15 protein-coding genes and 1 tRNA gene are annotated in these 24,687 nt (G+C 68.2%); 3 read left to right on the top strand and 13 right to left on the bottom strand.

Features of this window, described 5'->3' with window-relative positions; all coding sequences use genetic code 11:
- Positions 1-236: 236 nt before the first annotated feature.
- The 8 genes from QNO08_RS04570 to QNO08_RS04535 form a co-directional block, all read right to left on the bottom strand.
- Complete coding sequence (locus tag QNO08_RS04570; protein WP_229967205.1) at positions 237-2,957, bottom strand: AAA family ATPase; 2,721 nt, start codon at positions 2,955-2,957, stop codon at positions 237-239.
- A 340-nt stretch (positions 2,958-3,297) separates the two neighbouring features.
- Positions 3,298-5,994, bottom strand: coding sequence for a LuxR C-terminal-related transcriptional regulator (locus QNO08_RS04565; protein WP_229967203.1), 2,697 nt, complete (start codon positions 5,992-5,994; stop codon positions 3,298-3,300).
- 32 nt (positions 5,995-6,026) lie between these two features.
- Entirely contained in the window at positions 6,027-8,642 is a 2,616-nt protein-coding gene (locus tag QNO08_RS04560) for a helix-turn-helix transcriptional regulator (protein WP_229967201.1), read from the bottom strand.
- 523 nt (positions 8,643-9,165) lie between these two features.
- The gene (gene pth / locus QNO08_RS04555) at positions 9,166-9,753 is read right to left on the bottom strand and encodes an aminoacyl-tRNA hydrolase (RefSeq protein ID WP_229967199.1); all 588 of its coding nucleotides are present in this window, start codon (positions 9,751-9,753) and stop codon (positions 9,166-9,168) included.
- A 65-nt stretch (positions 9,754-9,818) separates the two neighbouring features.
- On the bottom strand, positions 9,819-10,427 hold the full coding sequence (locus QNO08_RS04550; RefSeq protein ID WP_229967197.1) for a 50S ribosomal protein L25/general stress protein Ctc: 609 nt from the start codon (positions 10,425-10,427) through the stop codon (positions 9,819-9,821).
- Positions 10,428-10,707: 280 nt separating this feature from the next.
- Positions 10,708-11,691, bottom strand: a complete 984-nt coding sequence (locus QNO08_RS04545) for a ribose-phosphate diphosphokinase (RefSeq protein WP_210230341.1) — start codon at positions 11,689-11,691, stop codon at positions 10,708-10,710.
- A complete protein-coding gene (glmU, locus tag QNO08_RS04540) occupies positions 11,691-13,199 on the bottom strand; it encodes a bifunctional UDP-N-acetylglucosamine diphosphorylase/glucosamine-1-phosphate N-acetyltransferase GlmU (RefSeq protein ID WP_284016009.1) in 1,509 nt (502 codons plus the stop codon). The genes QNO08_RS04545 and glmU overlap by 1 nt, the downstream gene beginning before the upstream one ends.
- Positions 13,200-13,271: 72 nt before the next feature.
- Positions 13,272-13,343 (bottom strand) — tRNA-Gln (locus tag QNO08_RS04535).
- 234 nt (positions 13,344-13,577) lie between these two features.
- On the opposite strand from QNO08_RS04535, the gene QNO08_RS17455 reads away from it, so the two are divergent.
- Positions 13,578-14,660: an NUDIX domain-containing protein gene (locus QNO08_RS17455; protein ID WP_349774903.1), complete on the top strand. Its 1,083-nt coding sequence runs from the start codon at positions 13,578-13,580 to the stop codon at positions 14,658-14,660.
- Between the two features lie 821 nt (positions 14,661-15,481).
- Here the strand turns inward: QNO08_RS17455 and QNO08_RS04520 are convergent.
- From QNO08_RS04520 to rsmA, 3 genes are read right to left on the bottom strand one after another with little or no spacing between them, the layout of a single operon-like run.
- Positions 15,482-17,353 carry an ABC-F family ATP-binding cassette domain-containing protein gene (locus tag QNO08_RS04520; protein WP_229967195.1) on the bottom strand — a complete coding sequence of 624 codons (1,872 nt, stop codon included), beginning with the start codon at positions 17,351-17,353 and terminating at the stop codon, positions 15,482-15,484.
- Between the two features lie 58 nt (positions 17,354-17,411).
- Complete coding sequence (locus tag QNO08_RS04515) at positions 17,412-18,392, bottom strand: 4-(cytidine 5'-diphospho)-2-C-methyl-D-erythritol kinase (RefSeq protein WP_229967193.1); 981 nt, start codon at positions 18,390-18,392, stop codon at positions 17,412-17,414.
- Between the two features lie 53 nt (positions 18,393-18,445).
- The gene (gene rsmA / locus QNO08_RS04510) at positions 18,446-19,399 is read right to left on the bottom strand and encodes a 16S rRNA (adenine(1518)-N(6)/adenine(1519)-N(6))-dimethyltransferase RsmA (protein WP_229967191.1); all 954 of its coding nucleotides are present in this window, start codon (positions 19,397-19,399) and stop codon (positions 18,446-18,448) included.
- A gap of 267 nt (positions 19,400-19,666) precedes the next feature.
- On the opposite strand from rsmA, the gene QNO08_RS04505 reads away from it, so the two are divergent.
- A complete protein-coding gene (locus QNO08_RS04505) occupies positions 19,667-20,920 on the top strand; it encodes a helix-turn-helix domain-containing protein (RefSeq protein WP_229967189.1) in 1,254 nt (417 codons plus the stop codon).
- A gap of 96 nt (positions 20,921-21,016) precedes the next feature.
- Here QNO08_RS04505 and QNO08_RS04500 read toward each other — a convergent pair whose 3' ends face one another.
- Positions 21,017-22,138 (bottom strand): resuscitation-promoting factor, encoded by a 1,122-nt coding sequence (locus tag QNO08_RS04500; protein ID WP_229967187.1) that lies wholly within the window; start codon positions 22,136-22,138, stop codon positions 21,017-21,019.
- Positions 22,139-22,549: 411 nt separating this feature from the next.
- Positions 22,550-23,461, bottom strand: coding sequence for a TatD family hydrolase (locus QNO08_RS04495; RefSeq protein ID WP_229967185.1), 912 nt, complete (start codon positions 23,459-23,461; stop codon positions 22,550-22,552).
- Between the two features lie 135 nt (positions 23,462-23,596).
- On the opposite strand from QNO08_RS04495, the gene QNO08_RS04490 reads away from it, so the two are divergent.
- Positions 23,597-24,673 (top strand): AAA family ATPase, encoded by a 1,077-nt coding sequence (locus tag QNO08_RS04490; RefSeq protein ID WP_229967183.1) that lies wholly within the window; start codon positions 23,597-23,599, stop codon positions 24,671-24,673.
- Positions 24,674-24,687 lie beyond the last annotated feature (14 nt).

Here is a 24,687-nt window from a genome sequence, read left to right as displayed (position 1 = left end):
TCTGCCGGCGGCCCTGACCTCGCGGAGTTCCCGCAGGGCAAGGCTCGTGTTCAATGTCTGCCGCAAGAGTAGGAGCCCCTCAGAGTAGGAACACGAGTAGCACTCACCAGCGGCACGGACGCACTACTCAGGTTTCGTTCCGTTTCCGTGCGGAAATTACTCGGTTAGGACGTATCGGATTACCCGGTCCTAGGTGCCGGAGCGGCTTTGCGCGTGCAGGCGGCCAGCGGAGCTGATCATTCCCGCTTCGTCAGTACGTTCTGCAGATCGGTCCTGCCCACAACGTGCAGCCGGGCGAATACGCGGCCCAGGTGCCAGTCCACGGTCCGCGCCGACAGGTGGAACCGCCGACCCAGATCGGCACTGGTTTCACCTGCTGCGGCCCGCAGCGCCAGATCCCGCTCGAAGTCTCCCAGCTGCGACAGCCCGTGCTCGACACTGTTTCTCGGCGACAGTGTCCGAAAGGACCGATACTCCAGCTGCCGCGCCCGCCGCAGCAGCGCCCGGTTGCTGCCGCCGTCGGCCAGCTCGCGGGCGGCCTGCGCAGCGGCGTGGCCCAGGAGGCTGTTCCGCTGCCTTAGCGCCGCTTCAGCGGCCATGATCAGGGCCGGAACGTCGTCGTTCAACAGGCCGGCTGCAAGGTGGGCGTACATGTCGGCCGGCGCTCCGTCCGCGGCGTCGGCCGCCGCGGCAAGATCCTGCGCGGCCGCCCGGTGCCCGCTGACCGCCGCCGCCGAGAACCCGAGGAGTGCGCTCGGGACGTCCCCGGCCTTCAGCGCGTCCGAGGCAAAGAGATAAAGCTCATCCGCTGCCGCTGGCGGTGAGTAAGCCCGCGACGCCAGCAGTCGGAAGTACCGCTGGGCTGATTCGGTGCCGGGATCGGTGTGATCGTGAGCTTCCGGGGGCGATTGCAGGTCCGCAGCACTGCCTGTCTCCCGCTTGAGCAGGCCGCAGTAGGCTGCAGCTGCGGCGGCGAGGGGCAGCATGCCATCCGGATCATGGGATTCAAGCTGCGCCAGCGCCGGCTGGAGAAACTCCAGTGCCACATCGCAGCGCCCGGCGTAGGCGTGCACCAGCCCCAGGGGAAGTTCAGTGCCGGTGGGCGTGCACAGCCCGGAGCTGTTTCCGGGATCCGCAGCTGCGGAGGTCATGGCTTGCGCAGCCCCCAGCTCACCGCACTGAATCAGCAGGAAAAAGAGGTGGTGGAACAGCTGCTCCCGGGTGCGGACGTCGGCCTGGATGCCGGCCGCCAGTCTGTTTCGCACCTGGCCCGCCAGCGATGCCGCTTCAGCAAACCGGCCGGCGGCAGCACTCTGCTGGGCGCAGCGGATTCCGGCCCACAGCCGGCGGGCCGCCGGCACGGCCGGATCGGCGAAGTCGTCGGCCAGGGACGCCGGCATTTTGCTGAACCGGCCGGCAAGGGACAGGAGCTCGGCCCGCGCCAGCGTGACCTCCAGCGTGGGACCGGGCTGCGCCCCCGTGTCTTCGGGCAGCAGCCGTTCGGCCCGTTCCAGCAGCAGCTCCGGATTGTCCCAGCAACCCGGCGTGCGGGCCGCCGCAAGGGCACGGCCGATCAGGAGCCTCAGGCGCAGTTCCGCCGGCGCATCGTCCGGGTTGCCGGCGCGCCCGGTTTCCGCTGCGGCAAGAACCCGATGCGCCTGCGTGTGCTTGCCCTCGGCCCTCAGCGCATCCGCTTCCTCCAGCAGAACGGCAAGGGGCCGCGGGGCGACGACGGCACGCGCATACCGCAGTGCCGCGTCGGTGTCACCCGTTTCGTTGGCCCAGCGCGCGGCAGCGAGGGCGCTCGGCCCCTCCGGTGCGATTCCCACGGAGAGGGACCAGTCGGCCAAACCGGCGGCGGTGGCTGCCGTGAGGGCGGTCAAATCAACAACCCGCGTCATCTCGGACCACAGGTCCCGGCTGCGGCCGAAGGGAATCCTGGCCGCGATCGTGGCCGGCTGGAGATGCCAGGCCAGCCGGACGGGCTGGCCATGTCCCCCATTGATGGTGACCACCGATCCTTCTTCGAGGGAGTCCAGGGTGTGGGCGGGGACGAGCTGCAGGACAGTTGCCAGCGGCAGTTCGCGGCAGAGGGCCAGTATTTCCACCGCGCGCCGTTCCTCGCCGGTGAAGCGGCGCAGCACCGCTTCCACGCGTTCCAGCAGCTCACCCGTGTGCACGGGCGGGCCGACCCAGGTCCAAAAGCCGCGCCGGTGCACCAGGGACTTGGCCGCGATGTGGTCCCGGCAGAGCAGCGAGGCCAGCAGGGGATTTCCCCTGCTCTGCTGCCACAGCATCTGCCGCGCCCTGGTGGTCAGCGGTCCGCCGGCGGTCTTGGCCAGCAGTTCCCCGGTCCGCACCGGGTCAAGGGGTGCCAGGTCGAGCCGCTTCAAGGATCCGTCCGTCCACAGCCGGACATATTCCTGATGGCACCGGATCAGGTCACCGCAGATCAGCAGGAGGGCCACGGTTCCCCGCCGGCAGAGCTCCGAGGTCACCAGCACAGCCAGTTCATCGATCTCCTCGGCGTTGTCGATCACCATGATGATCCGCCGTCCGGCCGCCTGCCGGAGCAGCAGGGCTTCCAGTGCACGCAGCACCTGGACCGGGTTGGCGAGTTCCGCCGCGGGCAGATCACTGAGCAGCCAGGCCAACGCGCCGTATGGTGTCTGGGCCGAGAGGTTGCTGCCGCGCAGTTGTACCTGGAATCCGCCGTAGCGTTCCGCGGCTTCCCGGGCGAGGGTGGTTTTGCCAATGCCCGGCGCGCCCAGGATGACCGCCCCGCGGCCGTCGAGCGAAGCCGTGACCACGCCGCGCGCGGCATCGCGCGCATCACTGAGGAGCTGCCGCTGCACCGGTGCGGTTGCCCGTTCCGGGTTCGGAGAAACAGCCGGCGCCGCGCTGCTGCGGGCGTCTGCAGGCCCGGTGGGCGGGCTGGGATGTTGAAGCGTACTCATCGGGGACCTTAATGATTAGCCGAGCGCGTCGCGCGGCTGGCGGGTCACAGCCGGCTTCTTCCCGAGACCTTGCTACCCCCGGCAGGAACCAGCCCGCCAAGGATCATCCTCACCCTAAGGTTTTCCGCCGGGAGTCCGCACGGGTACCGGATACCCGATCCGCTGCCACCCGGGTGCGTGGATTTACCTTGAGCCGGCCCCGCCGGTACTGGTCCCGCGCCGAGGCGGGCGCCGTCGTCGTTCCTGCGCCGAGGCGAGCCGTCGTCGTCTTTCACGCGCCGAGGCGGGCGCCGTCGTCGTTCCCGGGCCGAGGCAAGCCGCCGTCGTCGTGCGGGCGCCGTCAGTCTTCGCTGTTGCGGGCCAGGAGCTCCGGCTTCAGGTCTTCTCTGCGGCTGATCCCAAGTTTTTCGAAGGTCCGGTAGATGTGTCCCTCCACCGTGCGAACCGAGAGGAAGAGCCGCTCGGCGATTTCAGCGTTGCGGCAACCCTGCATGACCAAAGCGGCGACGTCGTGTTCCCGGCGGGTCAGCAGGGGAACCCCCGCCTTCTGTTTCTGGCGCGCCGGGAGACCGTTTTTCTTGTTGAGTTCGCGCTGCACCCGTTTGAGCAGTGCCCGGTCGCCGCCGGCCCGGGCGAGGCGGAGGGCTTCCTCGGTGCACCGTTTGGCCAGGCGCTCCCAGCCCGGCTCCACCGGATCCGATCCCAGCCGCAGCAGCTCTTCGGCATCCTCGTCCAGGACGGCCCGGGCGAAGCGTCCGATCACCTCCGCCTGCGGACCTTCAAACTCTTCCGAGATCTTTCTCAGCCGGCTCATCCCGTCCAGGTCACCGAACGACAGGGCCAAGGTCCGCAGCTCCAGTTCAGCAGCCACGAACCCCGCGTGTTCGGCCTCAGCGGCCAGCTCCCCCAGCTCTTTCGGCGGTTCCCGTTCACCGGACATCACGGCCCTGGCCGCAGCCGCGTAACCGTGCGCCAGCAGCCACGACGCGGCGGCCCCCCGGCGGCTGAGGACCTTGATCTCAGCCAGCAGTCCCTCCGCTGCGGCGGCGCGGCCCTCGCCCGCGGCAATCAAGGCTCCCAGGCCGAGGGCAATCGGGAGCATGCCCTCGGAATCATGTGTCCGAAGCCCCTCGATCGCCGCGGACAGATGGGTCAAAGCTGCAGCGGAGTCGTCGTTCCGCAGGTTCAGGACCGCGAGCCCAAGGTCAGCCGTCCCGCCCACATGGACGAGTGCGCCGAAGATTCCGCTCACGCCCTGGCGCAGGGTCGCGTGCAGTTCCTCCCACTCCCCCAGCCACAGAAGCACGTCCACGTGCCGGTGCAGCACAAACAGCGAGTAGGAGAGGAAACGGTGCCCGCCGCGATCCAGGATAACCATGGCATCGCGGGAGAGAATCCCGGCTGCCCGGGCGCGGCCGGTGGCGATGAGAATCTCGGCCAGAAGCGCCTCAGCGACGAGGATGGCTTCGTCGTCGCCGGCCCTGCGCGCGTCAGCGAGGATCTCCTCGAGTTCTGCCTCCGCCGGGTGGAAGCTGCCGGCGGTAACCCTGCCCTTCAGCGCGAGCAGCCGGCCGCCGCGGCGCGAAGAGCTGATGTCCGCGATCAGCTCGGCGTCCGCGGTTTCGCTGTCCGCGCTGCGTTCAATGCGGTCGACGCCGGCCAGCCACTCCGCGGCGATGGCGGCCAGTCCTGAGGGATCCCCGTGGTTGTACAGATGCACCTGGACCCGGATCAGCACCGCCATCTTGAGCGTGGTCAGGTCAGATGCAACCGCCGTCACGCCGTCGACCAGTTCCCGTGCCGAGTCCAGGTGCCCGTCCTGAAAACAGGCCCGGGCCGCCTGCACCCGCGCCGCCAAGGCGTGGTCCGGCCCCTTGACGGCACCGGCTGTTCGAAGGGCCGCGGGGCTGTCAAAGACGTTGTTGGCCCGGTACGCGGCCGCCACCAGGTCCGCGTCGCTGACTTCCGCCCCGCAGTCCAACGACCAGCACACCCAACGCAGCAGGTTGTCCGATTCGCGCTCGGAGGGATCGGTGACGGTGAGCAGCCGCTGGCGCAGGCGGGCACTTCGGGCGGCCGGAACCAACCGGCGCACCACCTCGCCGTAGACCGGGTGCATGGGCCGCAGGAGCCGGCCCCGGCCAGCGGAGATCTTCACCAGCTTTGCTTCGGTCAGTGAATCCACGGCCCGGTGCAGCCCGAGTTCAAACGCTGTTGCGGCAGGCAGCGGCTCCGCCAGGGCAATAATCTCAAGGGCCTCGTGTTCCTCCTTGCTCAGACCCGCCAGCTGGGCCCTGAGCAGATCGCCCAACCGTCCCTCCGGCGGCAGCATCTGGTCTTGCAGAAGCCACACTTCGTTGCGGAGCACCAGGCTGCCCATCCGCACGGTTTCGGACAGCAACGCCAGGACCAGCATCGGATTTCCGCCGCTGACCCGTGCCAGATCAGTGCTGGTGCTGGTCAGCACCGGGCCCCCCAGGACCTGGACGCAAAGGTCCTTGACCTGGTCCTCGGTCAGCGGCAGCAGTTCATGCCGGGAAAGCGCGCCCTCCCACACCAGGCCGGCGAGGCCGGCGGGTATGTCGGCGATCCGCCGCGCCAGGAGGACAACACGGATCCGCGCCGACGCCACCAGCTGGGCGAGAAGGTCGGCGCCTGCCTCGTCAAGGGCGTCGGCATCGTCGATGATCAGCAGCGGCGCCGCTGCGGGATCGACGTCGTCGCCCGGAAACAGCCGCTGCAGCAGCGACCGCATCACGGCCAGCGGAGAATCGGTGTCCCGGGGGTCCAGGTCCGGGAGGAGCGGCGCCAGCGCACCGTAGGGGACGCGGGACAGCGAGGAGCTGGTGTGGATCCGGTGGACGCGGATCCGGCCTTCGGCTTCCGCCGCAACCGCGCCGGCCAGCGCGCTCTTGCCCAATCCGGCGTCGGCCACCACTACGGCACCTTGGCCGCCGGGTCGAAGGACGCTGGACAGCACGGCCTCCAGGACGGCCTCCCTGCCCACCAGCGGGCGCGCAGCAACCCCCTCTATCACGCAGTCCCCCCTGACTTCGGCATGATCACGGCTTACCCCAGAACCTCGGCGAGTTCCGAGCGGCCCGAAACGTGCAGCTTGTCGAAGATCTTACCCAGGTGCCAGTCGACGGTGCGCGGAGAGAGGTTCAGCGCTTCGCTTATTTCGGTCCGTGTCGCCGGGCTGGCTGCACGGCGGGCCAGATCCGCCTCAAACGGACTCAGTGCTGCCATCCGGGCGTGGACGGTATTGGCGTCGCGGAGTTTTCGGAAACTGGCGCGCTCATGACTCAGCGCGCTGCGGGCCAGCCCGCGTGACGTGGCGTCAGTCCTGCCGTCCAGCAGCACCAGTGCGGCGCGTGCGGCGTCGTTGCACAACAGTACGTTCCCCGTCCGGGACGCCAGCTCGGCGCTTTCCAGCAACAGCGCCGGATCGTTTCGATCGATACCCGCGCCGAAGCACCAGAGCGCCCTCGCCCAGCGGCCAGTGGCGGGGGCGGCGGCCTCCGCCAGTTCACGCGCAACGCTTTGATCGCCGTGCCGGGCGGCTGCAGCGAGGCAGAGCAGGGCAATCGCAACCATGCCCTGCTCGAGGCAGTGCCCGGCCAGGGAGCGCAGCTCGCCGCAGAGCCTGGGAATGTCCCCGGCCAGCAGGGCCTGGAGCCGAAGTGCATGCGTTAACAGCCGCACCGGTTGCTGCGGTTCAAACCTGTACTCTGCAGCAGCGGCGGCCTCCCGCCCGGCCTCCTCCGCGTTCCCCTGGAGAGCCAGGACATAGCCCACAGCAGCCTGCACGAGCGGAAGGACGTCATTGGAATCCTGCAGACGAATTTGACTGCTGACGGAGGTCACGGCGGAGAAGGCGCTGTCTTGCCTGCCCGCCAGCGCATGAGCCAATCCGATTGCGGCATCGCCGGCGCTGCCGCGAAAGGCCCGGCGGTTTCCGCCGTCCACCAGTTCGGTGACCAGCTCCTCGGCCAGCGAGTACTCACCACACGCGATCAGGGCCTGGAACATCCGGAGATGGGCGGAATCCATCGCACTTGCGGCAAGCGTGCTCCGGAACTCCTTCCGAAAAGCCGGCAGCAGCTGCAGCGCCTCTTCACCGTTGCCGGACATCGCGAGGAGCTGGGACTGCAGGGCGAGGCCCCGAAGTCGATGCGTCGGGCTAAGGGCAGCATCGGAGGCAACGGCGGAAAGCTGCCGATCCGGCACGTCAACGGTGCGTCCGGAATCAATGGCCAGGGAGCTGCGCCTCAGCAGCACCGCTGCCTCAGCCTGCCGATATGCGGCCTGGTCCTCGTAGGCGGTGAGGTCAGCGCCGATGCTGTCCAAGAGTTCAACCGGGTCACCGTGGTGAGGGAAGAGCCGCAGCAATCCCGCCTGATGCAGCCTCAGTTCCACCCAGGTTTCCAGCTGGCCCGGTTCCGGCACCCCGGCGATCCTGTCGAGTGCGCTCAGGGCCTCCGGATAATGCCCGGATTCTTCCAGTGCGTGGACTTCTTCCAGCAGCATTGCTTGGCTGCGCCGGGAAACCGGAACTGCCCGGATAAATTCCAGCGCGGATTCAGGATCGTCCGATGCAGTGGACAGCCGGGCCGCACGCGTGGCTGTCTCCGGGTCCAGGGTGCCTTGGCAGGTCAGCGACCAGCGGGCAAAACTGTCCAGCGCGGAAGGGCCCAGCAACGACGGATCCACCAGAGGCGAAACCTCTTCCCAGAGTTCCCGGCTGCGGCCCGGCCGCACGGCCCCGGCAACGGCGGCGGCAGTGCCGGCGCTGGCGAGCCGAATCACGCGGTCAGTGATGTCCACGACCCGGCCCTCTTCCAGGGAGTCCAGGGTTTCTGCGGGGAACAAGGTCTGCGCCACGGTCAACGGAATCTCATTGGACAAGGCCAGCAGCTCCACCAGGGAGCGCTCCGCCGGCGGGAGCCGTTTGAGCCGGGACGTGATCAATTCAGTGACTGTCCCAGAGAAGACGAGCGGCTTGGCGAGGCCCCAGACATCGCCCTGCAGGACGAGGCTTCCGCCATCAGCCTGATCCTGGGTCAGGAGCCTGATCATTTGCGGATTGCCGCCGGAGTGGCGGTGCATGGCCTGGGCCGCCACCGATGAGACCCGTCCCCCAAGGACTTTCTGCATCAGCTCCCGGGTCTGCTCCGCTGCGAGCGGAGGAACATCGATCCGGTGCAGCAGGCCTTCGGTCCACAGGGCCAGAAATTCCGGTGCCGACGCCGACAGCTTTTCAGCGGCCGCGAGGACGGTTACCGCGGAGCGGCGCACCAATTGGGAGAGGACCATGGCAGTTGAATCATCCAGGTGCTCGGCATTGTCGACCAGCAGCAGGATCCGCTTTCCCCCGGCCTGCCGCACGAAGCAGGATTCCAGTTCCTGCAGCAGCTTCAGGGGGCTGGAGGCCAGGCCTTCCGGCAGGTCGGAGATTAACCAGGCCAGGGCACCGAACGGAGTCCTGCCTGCGATCTGGCTTCCCCTGACCTTCACCACGTGAAAGGCCGAATTGGCGGCAGCGGCCCGCACCAGCGCGGTTTTTCCGATTCCGCCGGGGCCCACCACCACGGCACCGCCGCCCGCCTCGACGGCGCGCAAAACTTCGGCAAGGGAGTCGTCGCGGCCCACCAGCCAGCCGCGCTCCTCAGTGTCGGTCCCCATATGTATTTCCGCGCCCCCCGCGATTCAAATACGCCAGACGGCGGGCAACACACTGGCGCCCACAGCACGTTCGATGCTTGACGTCGGAGCTGAGAGTTCCTTTGTGGTGTTGCCGCCGCTCTCTGGTGAGCGTACGCCGGATGACGGCTTTCGTCTACTAGATACAAATGCATGAACAGGCCGGGTGGGAATGCCCAACCCGCGGCAGCAAAAAAACCGGGCGCCCGACGGGAGGAAAACAGTTCGGGGCCCGGTTGTTGTGCACCGGATAATTTGTCCGGTTATTGTGTAAAGGGACCGGCGCCGGGATGGGGGTGGCCCAGTCTCGGAGGCCTCCCGACGCCGGCCCCAGCTTTCAATGCCCGAAGGCATGGTTTAAGTCTAGGCCCGGGGAGGGAGTCCAACAATGGGGTTGGGTGCCTTTGCCGTGACGGGATCCGTACCCGTTTTTCTTCCCGGCACTACCTGTGACATGGGCGTTGGCTTCACGGCAGGCCGGCCGGAGATCGAAACAGGGGAAGTTTCAGGAGCCGACGGAATGGAATTTCTGCTGTGCGGCGGTCAGTCCGTCGGTCAGCAGCAGTTCCACGGCGTCCGCCGCGTCGCCGATCAGAAAGGGAAGTTCCTTGGCCTCGACGGAGGGAAAGTCCTTCAGTACGTAGTCGGCGGTGTCCATCCGGCCCGGGGGGCGGCCCACACCGACGCGGACCCGGAGATAGTCCTTGGTGCCCAGGGCCCGGCTCATGTCGCGGAGCCCGTTGTGGCCGCCTTCTCCGCCGCCGGATTTGAGCTTGACCGTGTTGAAGGGGATGTCGATTTCGTCGTGCACCGCCACCACGTGGTCGGCCGGAATGTCGAAGAATTTGCTCAGTGCCGACACGGGCCCGCCCGAGAGGTTCATGTAGGTCAGCGGCTTGGCCAGGATGACGCGCGGGCCGCCGATGCCGAGCCGGCCTTCCAGGATCTGTGCCCGGGACTTGTGGGTCTTGAAGTTCCCGCCCACCCGGGAGGCCAGGTCATCGAGGACCATCTGGCCGATATTGTGCCGGTTACGGCTGTAGCCGGGCCCGGGATTCCCGAGCCCGACTACAAGCCAGGTATTGCTGTTCACTGCAGGTACTGCTCCTTCAAAAGAACCGGACGGCTCCGTCACCGGGAGCAGACCCCGGAAGTGGATTAAGCTTCGGCGCCAACTTCAGCAGCTGCAATGGCAACCTGCTCGTCGGACGGAGCGCCGAGGTCCTGAACGGTGGACTCGGAGATGTTGATGACCATGGTTTCCGGATCGAGCAGGAGCTCGACACCGGCAGGCAGTTCCAGGTCGGAAGCGTAGATGTGCTCGCCGGCGACACGGCCTTCGATGCTGACCACGATGGTTTCCGGCAGGTTGGTGGCGTCTGCGGCAACCAGGACCGTGTTGGCTTCCTGGTTGTAGACGGAGGAGCCCGGTGCCAGTTCGCCTTCAACGTGGACGTTGACCTCAACCTCGACCTTTTCGCCCTTGCGGACGGTCAGCAGGTCGATGTGCTCGATGATCTGCTTGATCGGGTCGCGCTGGATGTCCTTGGCCAGGGCCAGGTGGGATTCGCCGTCCACGTCGATTTCCAGCAGGGCGTTGGCGGTGCGCACGGCCAGCGTGGTGGCCTTGGCGGGCAGCAGGATGTGCAGGACATCGGCGCCGTGGCCGTAAATGACTGCCGGGATCATGTTGTCGACGCGTGCCTTGCGGGCAGCACCCTTGCCGAATTCGGTGCGGACGGTTCCTGCGAGCTTCTGCTCAGACATTTCAAACTCCTGATATTGGATGTTCCGTGGTTGCCGGGACGAAGGCGCCGGTATGGGAACAGCGCCGCGCGCTTCGCTCCGATCCGAAGATCAGGCACGTGCGGTCAGAAGTTGCCAGCCACCGTCGATAACGGAGTAACGTCCGGAATTATCCGGACCTCTCCCTCGCCTAGGCATCGCAGACCATCCTACCAGCAGCACGCTGCCCGCTCGAACCGGAGTCCGAACGGGCAGCATCGCGGTGCGGTGGTGCAGGCCGCGGTGAGGCGGCCTTTGAAGGCTAGGCCTTGCCGTCGAAGAGGCTGGTGACGGAGCCGTCTTCGAAGACTTCCTTGATGGCCCGGGCAATCAGCGGGGCAATCGAGAGGACGGTCAGCTGGTCGAAGCGCTTGGCGGCGGGGATCGGCAGCGTGTTGGTGACCACTACCTCGCGGGCGCCGGACTCGGCAAGCGTGCGTGCGGCCGGGTCGGAGAAGACGGCGTGCGTGGCGGCGATGATGACGTCCTTGGCGCCGGCTTCCTTGAGTACGCGCACGGCGCCGGCGATGGTTCCGCCGGTATCGATCATGTCGTCAATCAGCACGCAGGTGCGGCCCGCGACCTGGCCCACGACCTGCTTGGACACGGCCTGGTTCGGCACGGTCAGGTCGCGGCTCTTGTGCACGAAGGCCAGCGGCGAGCCGCCCAGGCGCTCGGCCCACTGCTCGGCAACGCGGACGCGGCCGGTGTCCGGAGACACCACGGTGACGTTGGAAACGTCAACGCGGGTGCGGATGTAGTCGGCCAGCAGCGGAATGGCCATCAGGTGGTCAACGGGGCCGTCGAAGAAGCCCTGGATCTGCGAGGTGTGCAGGTCAACGCTCATGATGCGGTCCGCGCCGGCGGTCTTGTACAGGTCCGCGATCAGGCGGGCCGAGATGGGCTCGCGTCCGCGGCCCTTCTTGTCCTGCCGGGCGTACGGGTAGAACGGGGAGACCACGGTGATGCGCTTGGCGGAGGCCCGCTTCAGCGCGTCAACGGTGATCAGCTGTTCCATGAGCCAGTTGTTCATGGGTGCCGGGTGCGCCTGGATCACGAAGGCGTCGGTGCCGCGGACGCTCTCCCCGGGACGGACATAGATCTCGCCGTTGGCGAAGTCATAGGAAGCCAGCGGCAGCAGATCCGTGTCAAGACAGCGCGCGATCTCCTCGGCCAGTTCCGGGTGTGCCCGGCCAGTGGCAAGGACAAGCTTCTTTTCACCTTGTGCGGTGATCTCGCTGCTCATTAATGATCGCTTTCTCGCGTGGGGGAATCAGTTTCTGAGGAAGAGGTGCTGGTGGCGCCGGCCGCTGCTTCCGCGGCGGCGGTGCCGGGGCGGTTGGTCAGCACCCAGCCGTCGAGGTTGCGCTGCGGCGCTACGTTGATGGCCAGGGAGCCGGCCGGGACGTCCTTGCGGACCACCGTTCCAGCTCCACTGTACGCGCCGTCGCCCACTGTAACGGGGGCCACATACATGTTGTCGCTGCCCATCCGGACGTGCGATCCGATGGTCGTATGGTGCTTGTTCACGCCGTCGTAATTCACGAAAACCGACGCCGCACCAATGTTGGACTGCTCGCCGATGGTGGCGTCCCCCACATAGGAAAGGTGCGGAACCTTGGACCCGGCGCCGATGTTCGCGTTCTTGGTCTCCACGAACGTCCCGATCTTGCCCTTGGCACCCAGGACGGTGCCCGGGCGCAGGTAGGCGAAGGGGCCGACGTCGGCTCCGGCGCCGAGGCGGGCATCGGAACCGTGGGTGCGGACGACCTTTGCCCCCTCCCCCACGCTCACGTTGGTCAGCGTGGTGTCCGGGCCGACGACGGCGTCGCGCGCCACCGTGGTGGTGCCGTGCAGCTGGGTGCCGGGCAGGATGGTGACGTCCTCGTCGAGGGTCACCGAGCCGTCGATCCAGGTGGTGGCGGGATCCACGATGGTGACGCCGGCGCGCATCCAGCGCACCAGGTTCCGGCGGTTGTGCTCGGCGTTCAGGGCGGCCAGCTGGACGCGGTCGTTGGCGCCTTCCACCTGCCAGAAGTCGTCGGTGACCACGGCGGCGACCCGGCCGCCGTCGGCCCGGGCCAGGCCCAGCACGTCCGTGAGGTACATCTCGCCCTGCGAGTTGTCCGAGGTGACCTTTGCCAGCGCATCGCGCAGCACGGCGGCGTCGAAGGCGTAGATGCCGGAGTTGATTTCGGTGACGGCGCGCTGGGCGGCGTCGGCGTCCTTGTGTTCCACGATGGCGGTGACGGTGCCGTCGTCGGCCCGCAGTATCCGGCCGTAACCGGTGGGATCCGCCAGGTGGGCGGTGAGGACGGTGACCGCGTTGCCGTCGATGCGGTGGACGGTGACGAGCTCGCGCAGGGTGTCCGCTTCCAGCAGGGGAACATCGCCGTAGGTGACCACGACGGTGCCTTCCAGCGGAGTGAACCGATCCAGGGCCTCCAGGGCGACCTGGACGGCGCGGCCGGTGCCGGGGATGTCGTCCTGGTCCACGATCACTGCCTGCGGAGCGGCGGCGGCCACGTGTTCCGCCACCCGGTTCCGCTCGTGCCGCACGACGACGGCGAGGGCTCGGGGATTCAGGGCCTCGGCCGCGGCCAGCGCGTGGCCGACCATGGAGGTGCCGCCGACCGGGTGGAGGATCTTCGGCGTCCGGGACTTCATCCGGGTGCCGGCTCCGGCGGCCAAGACGATGACGGCGGCGGGACCGCCGCCGGCGCTTTCGATGGATTCGGCATCCTGAGTGGTCACGAAAAAGCGCTCCTGTTGTCGGACGGCCGCTGAAGGGGCGGCCGCCGGGGGTGTGGACCGGCACTGCTGCCGTTCCGCCCATAGGATTCGAACCTATACTCCACGGCTCCAAAGGCCGGGGTGCTGCCATTACACCAGGGCGGAAAATGTGCAGGTCGCCCCGCACACAAGAGTTTAGTTTGCCATGCCGGCGGACACCGGCGCGAGTTGGCGTCATTTGGGGCGCTCTGCGGGCGGTCCGGGGCGGGGCTCGTGCGGCTCCCGGTGGCCCGCCGGGGGCGTTCCCGGGAGTCCGCCGGGGGCGTTCCCGGGAGTCCCGGGGCCAGGCCTTAGACTGTGGAGGTGGTAAGAATTCCGGCGGGCGGAGCACGCCTGCGCATGACCGGCGTGCAACGGCGCGCACAGCTGCTCACCGTGGCGCGCAGCCTGTTTGCCCTGCGCGGGCTCGACGGCGCCACCATCGAGGACATTGCCGCGACCGCGGGTGTGTCCAAGCCCGTTGTCTACGAGCACTTCGGGTCCAAGGAAGCGCTCTACACCGAGGTGGTGGACGCCGAGTTCGACCGCCTCCTGACTGTCATCACCGAAGCGCTCGGCGCCGACGCCGGTCCCCGCGTCCTGATCGAGCGGGCGGCCTACGCCCTGCTGGACTACATCGAAAACCACACCGACGGGTTCCGCATCCTGGTGCGGGACGCACCGCCGTCGCAGCCCGAGGGCACCTTCGCCACGCTGCTCTCGCGGATCACCGGCGACGTGGAGCACATCCTGTCCAAGGAATTCGGCAACCGCGGCCTCAGCGCCGAAGTGGGCGGCATGTACGCCCAGATGCTGGTGGGCATGGTTGCCATGACCGGACAGTGGTGGCTCGACGCGCGCACCCCGGACAAGGCGACTGTCGCGGCACACCTGGTGAACCTGTCCTGGAACGGCCTGACCGGGCTGCAGAAGGATCCCGAGCTGCGCCACATGCAGCCGGCGGACCTGCCTTCCGGTTCCGGCGGCCTCCCCGTTGACGGCGGTCTCGCCGTCGAACCCCCGGTGGTGCTGACCCTTTCGGCCGTGCTGGTGCGCGATGACCGCGGCCGGGTGCTCCTGGTGCGCAAGCGCGGCACCTCGAAGTTCATGCAGCCCGGCGGCAAGCTGGAGCCCGGCGAGTCCTTCGCCGGGGCGGCTGTCCGCGAAGTCCGGGAGGAGCTGGGCCTGCAGCTGGCGGAGACGGACCTGTTGGATCTGGGCCGCTGGTACGGCCCGGCCGCGAATGAAGAGGACACCTTCATTGATGCCGGGCTCTTCGCGTGGACGATCTCCGCGGGAAGTGGCATCCACGCCGATCAGCTGGTGGCTGCTGCCGAAATCGAGGAGCTGCTCTGGGTGGATCCGGAGCAGGCCCTGGTCCGCGACGATCTCTCCCCGCTGCTGCGCGATCACATCCTGCCGCAGCTGCTCGCCGGCGCCTGATCCGTCCCAATTCCTCCCGAAAGGGACATCAGACTCACTCAAACCGCCCCGGGGCCGGATCTCTCGTGCAGATAATGCACTCAAACCACCCCGGGCCGGATCCTTCGTGCAGATAATGCACTCACATGGGCCGGTTTTGATGATTAGAAGCCCTCATCTGCACGAAGGAATTCTGCGGAGGCCCTGATCTGCACGAAAGATCTGCGCGGGGAACAAGAATCCCTGGCCCGCTCCGGTTTGGCAGGTAGAGAGTCCCCGAACGGCCGCCCCACATCCCGAGAGTGCAGGTATGGTGACTTCCGCCCCGGCCACCGCCCCGAGAGCGCAGGTATGGTGACTTCCGCTCCGTTTTGGTCGCCAGGCGTGCACACTCGAAACCCGCCGAGCCGCTGAAGTCGCCAGACGTGCACACTCGAGAGCCGCCGAGCCGCCAAAGTCAGCAGACCTGCACACTCGAAACCCGCCGAGCCGCCAAAGTTAGCAGACCTGCACACTCGGGAGCCGCCGAGCCCGAGACACCGACCCTGACCCCGGTTCTGCTGCCACTTTGGGATTCTGCTGCCAGTTTGGTAAATCCCTGCCAGTCCGCAGTGGCAGGGATTTACCAAACCGGTCGAATTTTCACAAAACGGAGGGAATCCGGAGCGGGCGGGCCCGGGAAGGGGCGGGCCCGGGAAGGGGCGGGCCCGGGAAGGGGCGGGCCCGGGAAGGGCCGGGACCCGGGAAGGGCGGGAAGGGCCGGTTCCGGACCAATACCGGACCCCCGCCCTCCCCTTTGAACCCAGAACCTGAACCCAGACCCGGAACCGGGCCGAGAACCCCTACTCCAGCTTTTCCGAGGCCTGCAGCCACTGCAGCTCCAGGTCCTCCTGCTCGGAGGCCAGGGTCTGCAGCTTCTTGTTCAGGTCCGCCAGCTGCTCGAAGTCTGCTCCGCCGGACTTCTCCGTGGCAGCGGTCATCTGGGTGTTGACCTTTTCGACCTGCGCCTTGAGCTTGGTCATCTGCCGGTCGATCCGGACCAGGTCCTTCTTGGCGATCCGCTTCTCGGCCTCGGAGGCACCCGAGGCGGTGGCCACCGCCGTCGCCACTCCGCCGCCGGAGCCCGGACGCGAGGAGCCGGCCGCAGCGGCACGGGCCGCCTGCGAGGAGCCGCGGGCGGCAGTCGACGCCGAGGAGTTCGCCGCCAGCGCCTGGCCGCGCAGCTCGAGGTACTGGTCGACGCCGTTGGGCAGTCCGCGCAGCTTGCCGTCGCCGAGCAGGGCCATCTGGTGGTCGGTGACGCGTTCGAGCAGGTACCGGTCGTGCGAGACCACCACGAGGGTGCCGGGCCAGCCGTCCAGGACGTCCTCGACGGCCGCCAGGGTGTCGGTGTCCAGGTCGTTGGTGGGCTCATCGAGCATCAACACGTTCGGCTCACCCACGAGCAGGCGCAGCAGCTGCAGCCGGCGGCGCTCACCGCCGGAGAGGTCCCGCACCGGGGTCCACTGGCGCTGCTGGGAGAAGCCCAGCTGCTCCACCAGCTGGCCGGCGGAAACGTCCTTGCCGCCGACGCTGAACACGCGCTTCTCGTTTTCGATGACCTCGATGACGCGCAGGTCGGCAACCTCGTCCAGTTCCTTGACCTCCTGCGTCAGCACGGCGGTCTGCACGGTCTTGCCGCGCTTCAGCCGGCCCGACGTGGGCTCGATTTCGCCGTTGAGCAGGCGCAGCAGGGTGGTCTTGCCGGCGCCGTTGACGCCCACCAGGCCCAGCCGCTCCCCCGGCGCCAGGCGCAGGGTGATGTTCTTGAACAGCTCGGTGTCGCCCAGGGTCAGGGACACTTCTTCGAGGTCCAGGACGTCCTTGCCGAGGCGGGCGGTGGCCATCTTGTTCAGCGACAGGGTGTCGCGCGGCTCCGGCACGTCGGCGATCAGGTTGTTCGCCGCCTCGATGCGGAACTTGGGCTTGGCGGTGCGGGCGGGGGCGCCGCGGCGCAGCCAGGCCAGTTCCTTCTTCACGAGCTGCTGGCGCTTGCCCTCCATGACGTTGGCCGTGCGGTCGCGCTCGGCGCGGGCCAGCACGTACGCTGCGTAGCCGCCGTCGAAGGGGTCGATCATCGCATCGTGGACTTCCCAGGTGCGCGTGCAGATTTCGTCCAGGAACCACCGGTCGTGGGTGACCACGAGCAGGCCGCCGGCGTCGGAGCGCCAGCGGTTCTTCAGGTGCTTCGCCAGCCAGGCCACGCCTTCCACGTCCAGGTGGTTGGTGGGCTCATCGAGCATGACGACGTCGTCGTCCCCGGTCAGCAGCTTGGCGAGGGCGACGCGGCGCTTCTGCCCGCCGGAAAGCGAGGAGACGGAGGCGTTCCAGTCCACTTCCTGGATCAGCCCGCTCATGACGTCGCGGATGCGCGCGTTCGAGGCCCACTCGTAGTCGGCGGCGTCGCCCACAATGGCCTGGCCGACGGTGAGGTCTCCGTCCAGCACGTCCGACTGGTCCAGATAGCCGACCGTGACGTCGCGGCGGCGGGTGACGCGGCCGTCGTCGGGCGTCTGCCGCTCGGCGAGCAGGCGCATCAGGGTGGACTTGCCGTCGCCGTTGCGGCCGACAACGCCAATGCGGTCCCCCTCTTCCAGGCCCAGGGAAACCCCGTCCAGGATCGTGCGGGTGCCAAAGGAAATGCTGAGGTTCTCAGCACCAAGCAGGTGTGCCAATCGGTACTACTTTCTTGTCGGGTCAGGGATTTACGGGTGTTGTGCAGGTTTGGAAAGGTCAGCCGACGACGGCGGGGGCCAGCCGGGCGCCGTGGACCGGCCCCTCGACGGCGAGGGCGCGGTGCCCTTCGGCACGCAGCGCCGCTTCAAGGTCCGTTGCCGCGTCCGCGTCTTCGGCCAGGAAGGCCACCGTGGGCCCGGAGCCGGACACCATGCCGGCCAGCGCGCCGAGCCGTTCGCCGGCGCGCAGGACGCCGTCCAGCTCGGGAGCCAGCCGGAGCGCCGCGGCCTGCAGGTCATTGGACACAACGGCTGCCAGCTCCCGGGCATTCCCGGAACGCATGGCTGCCAGGATCTGCGGATCGACGGCGTCCGGCTCTGCGGCGTGCACCTGCTGTTCGTCGCGGAGGGCGTCAAGGGCGCCGTAGACGGCCGGCGTGGAGAGGCCGGCGTCGGAGGCGACCAGCACCCAGTGCAGCGGCGTCTTCGAGATGGCCGGGGTGAGTTCGTCTCCCACTCCCAGGCCGACGGCGATGCCGCCGAGCAGCGAAAAGGGCACGTCAGCGCCCAGGCCGGCCGCGATGCCGGCCAGTTCCTGCCGCGACAGGTGAGTGTTCCAGAGGGCGTCGCAGGCCACCAGGGCCGCCGCGGCGTCGGCCGATCCGCCGCCCATCCCGCCGGCCACGGGAACCCGCTTGGTGATGTGCAGGTGCACGCCCGTGGGGTTGTCCGCGTACGCGGCCAGGGCCTGCGCGGCGCGTGCGGCAAGGTTGTCCGGGCCCAGCGGAATGTCACCGACGGGAACCTGCAGTGCGCCGTCGCTGTTCACCGTGACGGTGATGCCCGGGGTCTCGGTGACCGTGGCGGTGATCTCCTCGAACAGCGACACGGCCAGATAGACGCTGGCGACCCCGTGGTAGCCGCTGGGCCGGAGCGGGCCGACGCGCAGTGACACGTTGATCTTGCCCGGGGCGCGGACCCGCACGGAGGCAGGGGCCGCCGCCGGGGGTTGTGCGGATGAAAACTTCGCTGCGCTCATATCTTCCAACTTAGAGGAAGTGCCGCCCGCGCCGTTAATGCGGGGGCCTGCGCCTAGACCGATGCTGCGCCGTCCGCTTCGCTGCCGGATGCGCCGTCCGCGGCCGGCGATGCGGCAGGCGAGGCTGCAGGCTCGGCACCCTTGGCCTCGGCAATCCGCGCAAAGGCGTGGATGTCGATGACCTCGCCGCGGGCCTTCGGATCCACTCCGGCGGCCACCAGCGCATTCTCCGCCTGGGCGGGGCTGCCGGCCCAGCCGGACAGTGCTGCGCGCAGGGTCTTGCGGCGCTGGGCGAAGGCGGCGTCGATCACGGCGAAGACTTCTTCACGGGTTGCCGTTGTCTCCAGCGGTTCGTGGCGGGTGAACCCGACCAGCCCGGAGGCGATCTTGGGGGCCGGCCAGAAGACGTTCATCCCGATCACCCCGGCCTTGCGCATGGTGGTGTACCAGGCCGCCTTCACTGAGGGCACGCCGTAGACCTTGGAACCGGGCACCGCGGCCAGCCGGTCCGCGACTTCATCCTGGACCATGACCAGTCCGTGCTGCAGGGAGGGGAAACGCTCGAGCAGGTGCAGCACCACGGGCACTGCCACGTTGTACGGGAGGTTGGCCACCAGTGCGGTGGGCTCGACCGGCAGCTCGGTGATCCGCATCGCGTCGCCGAGGACCACATGGAGCTGGCCGGCTTTTTCCGGCCGCCAGGATTCGACGGTGGCCGGCAGCCGCCCGGCCAGGACGGGGTCGATTTCGACGGCGACGACGGACCGGGCCGCGTCCAGCAGCCCCAGCGTGAGCGAGCCTAGGCCGGGTCCGACTTCGAGCACCGTTTCCTCGGGGCCGATGCCTGCGGCGGCGACGATGCGGCGGATGGTGTTGCCGTCAATCACGAAGTTCTGCCCGAGGGTCTTGGTCGGGCGTACTCCCAGTTCATCGGCCAGGGCGCGGATATCGGTGGCACCCAGCAGCGGTTTGACCGGAGGACGGGAGGCGGAAGCGGATTCAGTCACTGAGTAATACTAGCCGAGCGCGCCATCCCGGCCCGGTCCGGTCGGGCCAGGTTCCCGCCGCCGCCGCGGGCCGCGCGCCGGGCGCAAACTCCTGTTCGTCGCGTTTCCTCCCGTCAACGGGCAAGCACCCTGCCATCCCCGTGACGTGGTCGGTAGCCTTTTGCACGGAGGCACAATTCACACAGAGGCACGATCCACACGGATGCACCGCTCAAATGTCCCGCGGCGTTCAGGTGTCCCGCGGCCCAAGATCGGCGGAAATGGCAAATGGGCGAAATGTTCGGAAAACGGCTTCAATTCGTGCGCACGGACCGCTGCCTGACCCAGTCGGAACTGGGCGGGAGCACCTTCCGGGCACGGGAGATATCACAGCTGGAAAAGGGCCGGCGGGAACCGCCCCGAGGCGCCGTCCGGATCCTGGCCGAACGGCTCACGGCGGTGCCGGGCTATCCGCGGCCGCAGAGCGGTGCCGACAGCCGAGCCTTTCTGGAGTTCTCCGCCGCGCAGGCCTGGGACGAACGGAATTACCGGGCTGCCCGGCGGTTTGCCCAGCTGGCGGCCGACGCCGCACTGGCCGAGGGCGACCCAATGGGCTGGTGGGAGCTCACTTTCCTGGCCGCCGTGTGCCTGCACCGGCTGCATCAGTACGCTGCGTGCGTGGAGGAGGCGCAGCTGCTGGCCCGGCATCCGCTGGCGGCCGAAGGGCAACCGCTGCGCCCGCAGGCCGAAACGCTGCTGGCGACGGCCTGCCAGGGTGCCGGGCGCCTGCCCGAAGCGGTGGACCACGCCCGGCGTGCGCTGGAGCTGGGGTGGTCGGTGCGGCTGGACGCCGGTCAGCACATAGAGGTGTACCAGGCGCTGATCGGAGCCCTTTCGGAGAGCGGCCTGCAGGACGAGGCCTGGGGGTACTGCCGAACACTGCTGATTCCCCTGCTGGAGGCCTCCGCGGACCGGCAGGCGGCCGGCAAGGGCTTCTGGGCCGTGGGCGACGTGGCCTTCCGCCGCGGTGACGCCGCCGCCGGCGTGCGCTATCACGGCCGGGCAGCGTCGCTCCTGACGCCGGCCGCGGACCTGGAGGTTTGGGCCGCGTTCACCCGCGGCTCGGCGGCCCTGCGGCTGGCGGAGGGGCTGCACGACGCCGCCACCCGGGAGTGCCTGATGCACGCCGAAACAGCACTGTCGGTGGTGGGCGGCACCGAGGAAGAGAAGCTGTCCAACCTGCACAGCCGCGGCCGCTGGCTGCAGCTGACCGGCAACCATGTGGGGGCAGTCCAGGTGCTGACCGACGTCTACGAGCACCGCGAGGCGCTCTCACCACAGGGGGCCGGCGAGGTGGCCCTGCACCTGGGCCTGAGCCTGGCGGCGCTGGGCAGCGACAGGGAGGCCGCGGAGTTTTTGGATCAGAGCGCGGCGGCGTTCTCGGCCGCCGGCGCGCTGGAACGCGCCGGTCACGCCGGACGGCTGGCAGTCAAGGCGCGAACCGGACTTCCGCTGGGCTTAACCGGCGGAACCGGGACCTGATTACAGGTCCCGGTTCCGGGTTGTGCAGCCGAACTGGATTCGGGCTGCGCGCTTTCCAGCGGCCTTGGCAGCCAGGCTCTGTCAGAGCAAGCTGCCTTAGAGCAAGCCAAGCTTCGCGGCGCAGGACGGCCAGTGGCCCCATCCGCCGTTGGCCCGAAGCTTCTCGGCCACGGCAATCTGCTGTGCGGGGGTAGCTCCGGCAGCAATCGGCGCGTACTGGCCGCCGCCGGCGCCGAGCCAGCTGGAGGCGCTGAACTGCAGCCCGCCGGAGTAACCGTTGCCCGTGTTGATGTGCCAGTCTCCGCCGGATTCGCACTGCGCCAGCGCGGCCCAGTTTCCACCGGCTGGTGCAGCGCCGCCCGGTGAAGCCGGTGCCGATGCCGACGCCGGGGCCGGTGCCGGTGCCGGCTTTGCAGGCTTCGCAGGCTTCTTCTTGGTGCCCACGGCGATCTTCTCGTCGGTCGGCGGGACCGCAACTGTTTCGCTGACCAGGGTGCGGCTGGCCTCGCGGCCGTCAACCAGGACCGTGTCGAAAACCCGGACAATCTCGCCGGGAGTTCCCTTCACCGTCACCTTTTTCTCACCCTCAAGGAGGTTGGGGTCAGGCACTTCGGTGGTTTTGTAGGGCACGGGCTCGGCGACCGTGTCCTTTTCGCCGGGCTGCACGCGGGTGACCTTCAGAGCCATGCCGTCCGCCAGGGCAGCGGTGGACGGGGCGGACAGCCGGTCGGTTGCGGCAAGGGTTATGCCCGCTTCGTCCAGCAGTTCGGCGACGGTACCCGCCGTCGTCGGGCGGTTGTAGGACTTGCCGTCGAGCACCATGGTGACGGTCTTGGGGGTGGAGATCGAAATCGGATCGTCCAGCCCGGTCAGTTCGGTGTCCAGCGACGCCGATACGGCCGAGTTGGAGGCGACGCGCAGCTCCGAGACCAGGTCGGCCACGGTCTGGCCGGTGGTGCTGACGGTATGGCCTTCGCCGTCGAGCGTGACGTCCACGGTCTTGGCCTTGAAGACCTCGATGCTGGCGCCGTCGGTGACCTCGGTGGCCAGATCGGGGCTCACCCGGTCGGCGGCGGTGACCTGGACATCGGCCTTCTGCAGGACTTCAGCGACGGTGCCGCCGAAGGTCTTGACGTCGCTGCTCTGACCGTCGACGGTCAGCGAAACGGATTTGTTGGTGCCGACAAAGGCCACCAGCCCCAGGATGAGAGCGACCATTACTACGGCCTGCCCGGTCAGTTTTACCCCACGCCTCAGGAGTGCATGTGCCACGAAATTCCAAACGTTATGAGCGTCCGGGCACGGGGATGAGGGCGCGTGGCAGCCGTTGTCCCCGGATCTCACGGGGCGGCACTGTGCGCAGGCGAGGAACCGCTGCCGCAACCAGGCACAGAGGCATCGCCGCATCTCAAGCGAAATGAGCGCGCCACTGTTCACAGGACGGTGTGTGGTTCGATATTAGTTCCGGCGCCTTCCCCGACCCCGGCTAATAGCTCCTTACCGTAATCGAACCGTGATGTGAGAGCAACCCGAGGTTTTTGAGCTCCCAAGTGGTCCATGGTGCTGATGTGACATGGGTCACGGTGGCGGAGCACGGAGCCCCTGGCTGGGGCGGCAGCAGTAAAACCGCTAGGAGGCGGCGTCCCAGGAGCCGTAGACCCGCACCGTGTTCGCCACCAGGTCCGCGCCCAGTTCGGCCAGATCCTCGCCCAGCTGGGCGGCCATGAACCGCACCGTGTAGGGCACCATGTAACTGGCGTTCGGCCGGCCCCGGAACGGATGCGGGGTCAGGAACGGGGAGTCGGTTTCCACCAGCAGCAACCGCCGGTCGGCCACGGCGAGGCCTTCGCGGAGATTTCCCGCGTTCTTGAAGGTGAGCGTGCCGGCGAAGGACATGTTCCAGCCGTGCTCGTTGCAGGTCCGCGCCAGGTCCGCGTCACCGGAGAAGCAGTGGAACACCACGTTCTCCGGCGCCCCCTCCTCGAGCAGCACGCGCACGACGTCGTCGTGCGCGTCCCGGTCGTGGATCTGCAGGGCCAAGCCCAGCCGCTTGGCGATGTCGATGTGCCGGCGGAAGGAATACTGCTGGCGCTCGACGCCGTCGGCGCCGGTGCGGAAATAGTCCAGTCCGGTTTCGCCGATGCCGCGCACCCGCGGATGCCCGGCGAGTGCTTCGATCTCTTCCAGCGCCGCGTCCAGGGCTCCCTCGGCGGCCAGCACCGGCGCATCGTTGGGATGGATCGCCACCGCACCGAGCAGCCGCGGTTCCTCGTCCAGGACCCGGACGGTGAAGCGGGAAGACTCCAGGTCGGTGCCCACCTGCACGGCTCCGCGGACGCCCGCCGCCTCGGCCGCGTCCATGGCCGCCCTGACGCCCGCGGTGCCCGCCTCGCCGGGCGCAAAATCAAGGTGCGTGTGGTTGTCGATCACCGGCACCGGAAGCGGTTCCGGTGCGGGAGGATAAGGTTTCCCCGAACCGGACGCGAAGTCCAGGTAGGCTGCAGGTATTTCGCCCGGAACAAAGCCGCTGTCATTGCACATGTCTTTAACCCTAATTGAGCTTGTAACCTGTACTGACATAAGCCCGCTGCCGTACCGGCTGGGGACTGTTAGCGTCGCCGGCGGTTCCCGGTCCCGGGGGTCCGCCCGCGATCCGCCGATGCTCGGAAGGTATCCATGGACGCTCGAAATCCAGCTGCAGGCACCGCACCGTTTTCCGGGGAGCCTCCCGCAGCGGCGGCCTCCGGACAACCGGCAGCCTGGAACCGGCGGGCGGCGCCGGCGCCGGATGCCGAGGCTTTCCACCAAGCAGCCTCGGACATCCTCTCCGCCATCAACACCGTGATTGACGGCAAGGAGGAGGCGGCCTCCCTGGTGCTGACCGTGCTGCTCGCCCAGGGGCATGTGCTGCTGGAGGACGTGCCCGGCGTGGGCAAAACACTCCTCGCCAAAACACTGGCCCGGACCATTGACTGTTCCGTCACCCGGATCCAGTTCACTCCGGATCTGCTGCCTTCGGACGTGACCGGCGTGTCGATCTACAACCAGGACTCCCACCGGTTCGAGTTCCGCCAGGGCCCGATCTTCGCGAACATCGTGATCGGGGACGAAATTAACCGAGCTTCCGCCAAGACCCAGTCGGCGCTGCTGGAATGCATGGAAGAGCGACAGGTGACCGTGGACGGGGGCACCTACCGGCTGGCCGAGCCGTTCATGGTGGTGGCCACGCAGAACCCGATCGAGATGGAGGGCACCTATCCGCTGCCCGAAGCCCAGCGCGACCGGTTCATGGCCCGCATCTCCATGGGATATCCCGACACGCAATCCGAAATCGAGATGCTGGAATCCCACCAGTCGACGTCGCCGCTGGACAAGGTTGCCGCCGTCGTCGACGTCGCTGAGGTGGCCGCCATGACGGCCCGGGTCCGGGACATCTTCGTCTCCGGCGCCGTGAAGGAATACACGGTGGCGATTGGCCAGGCGACCCGCGAACACACGCACCTGAGGCTCGGCGCCAGCCCCCGGGCCCTGCTGCAGCTGCTGCGCGCCGCCAAGGCCCACGCCGCGCTGGCGGGACGGGACTTCGTTCTGCCCGATGACATCTCGCTCCTGGCCGACCCCGTCCTGGCCCACCGCATCATCCTGGACCGCAAGGCGGCCAGCTCCGGCGAAACGCCCACCGGCCTGCTGGCGCACCTGCTCTCCCGCGTTCCCGTTCCCCGCAGTCCCGCCGGCGAGCGCATGCGGCGTTAGGCCGGGCACCTTCC

This window comes from Arthrobacter sp. zg-Y820, assembly GCF_030142155.1.
Lineage (GTDB): Bacteria > Actinomycetota > Actinomycetes > Actinomycetales > Micrococcaceae > Arthrobacter_B.
Note: the sequence above shows the minus strand (reverse complement) of the source record. Positions and strands in the feature narration are given on the sequence as shown.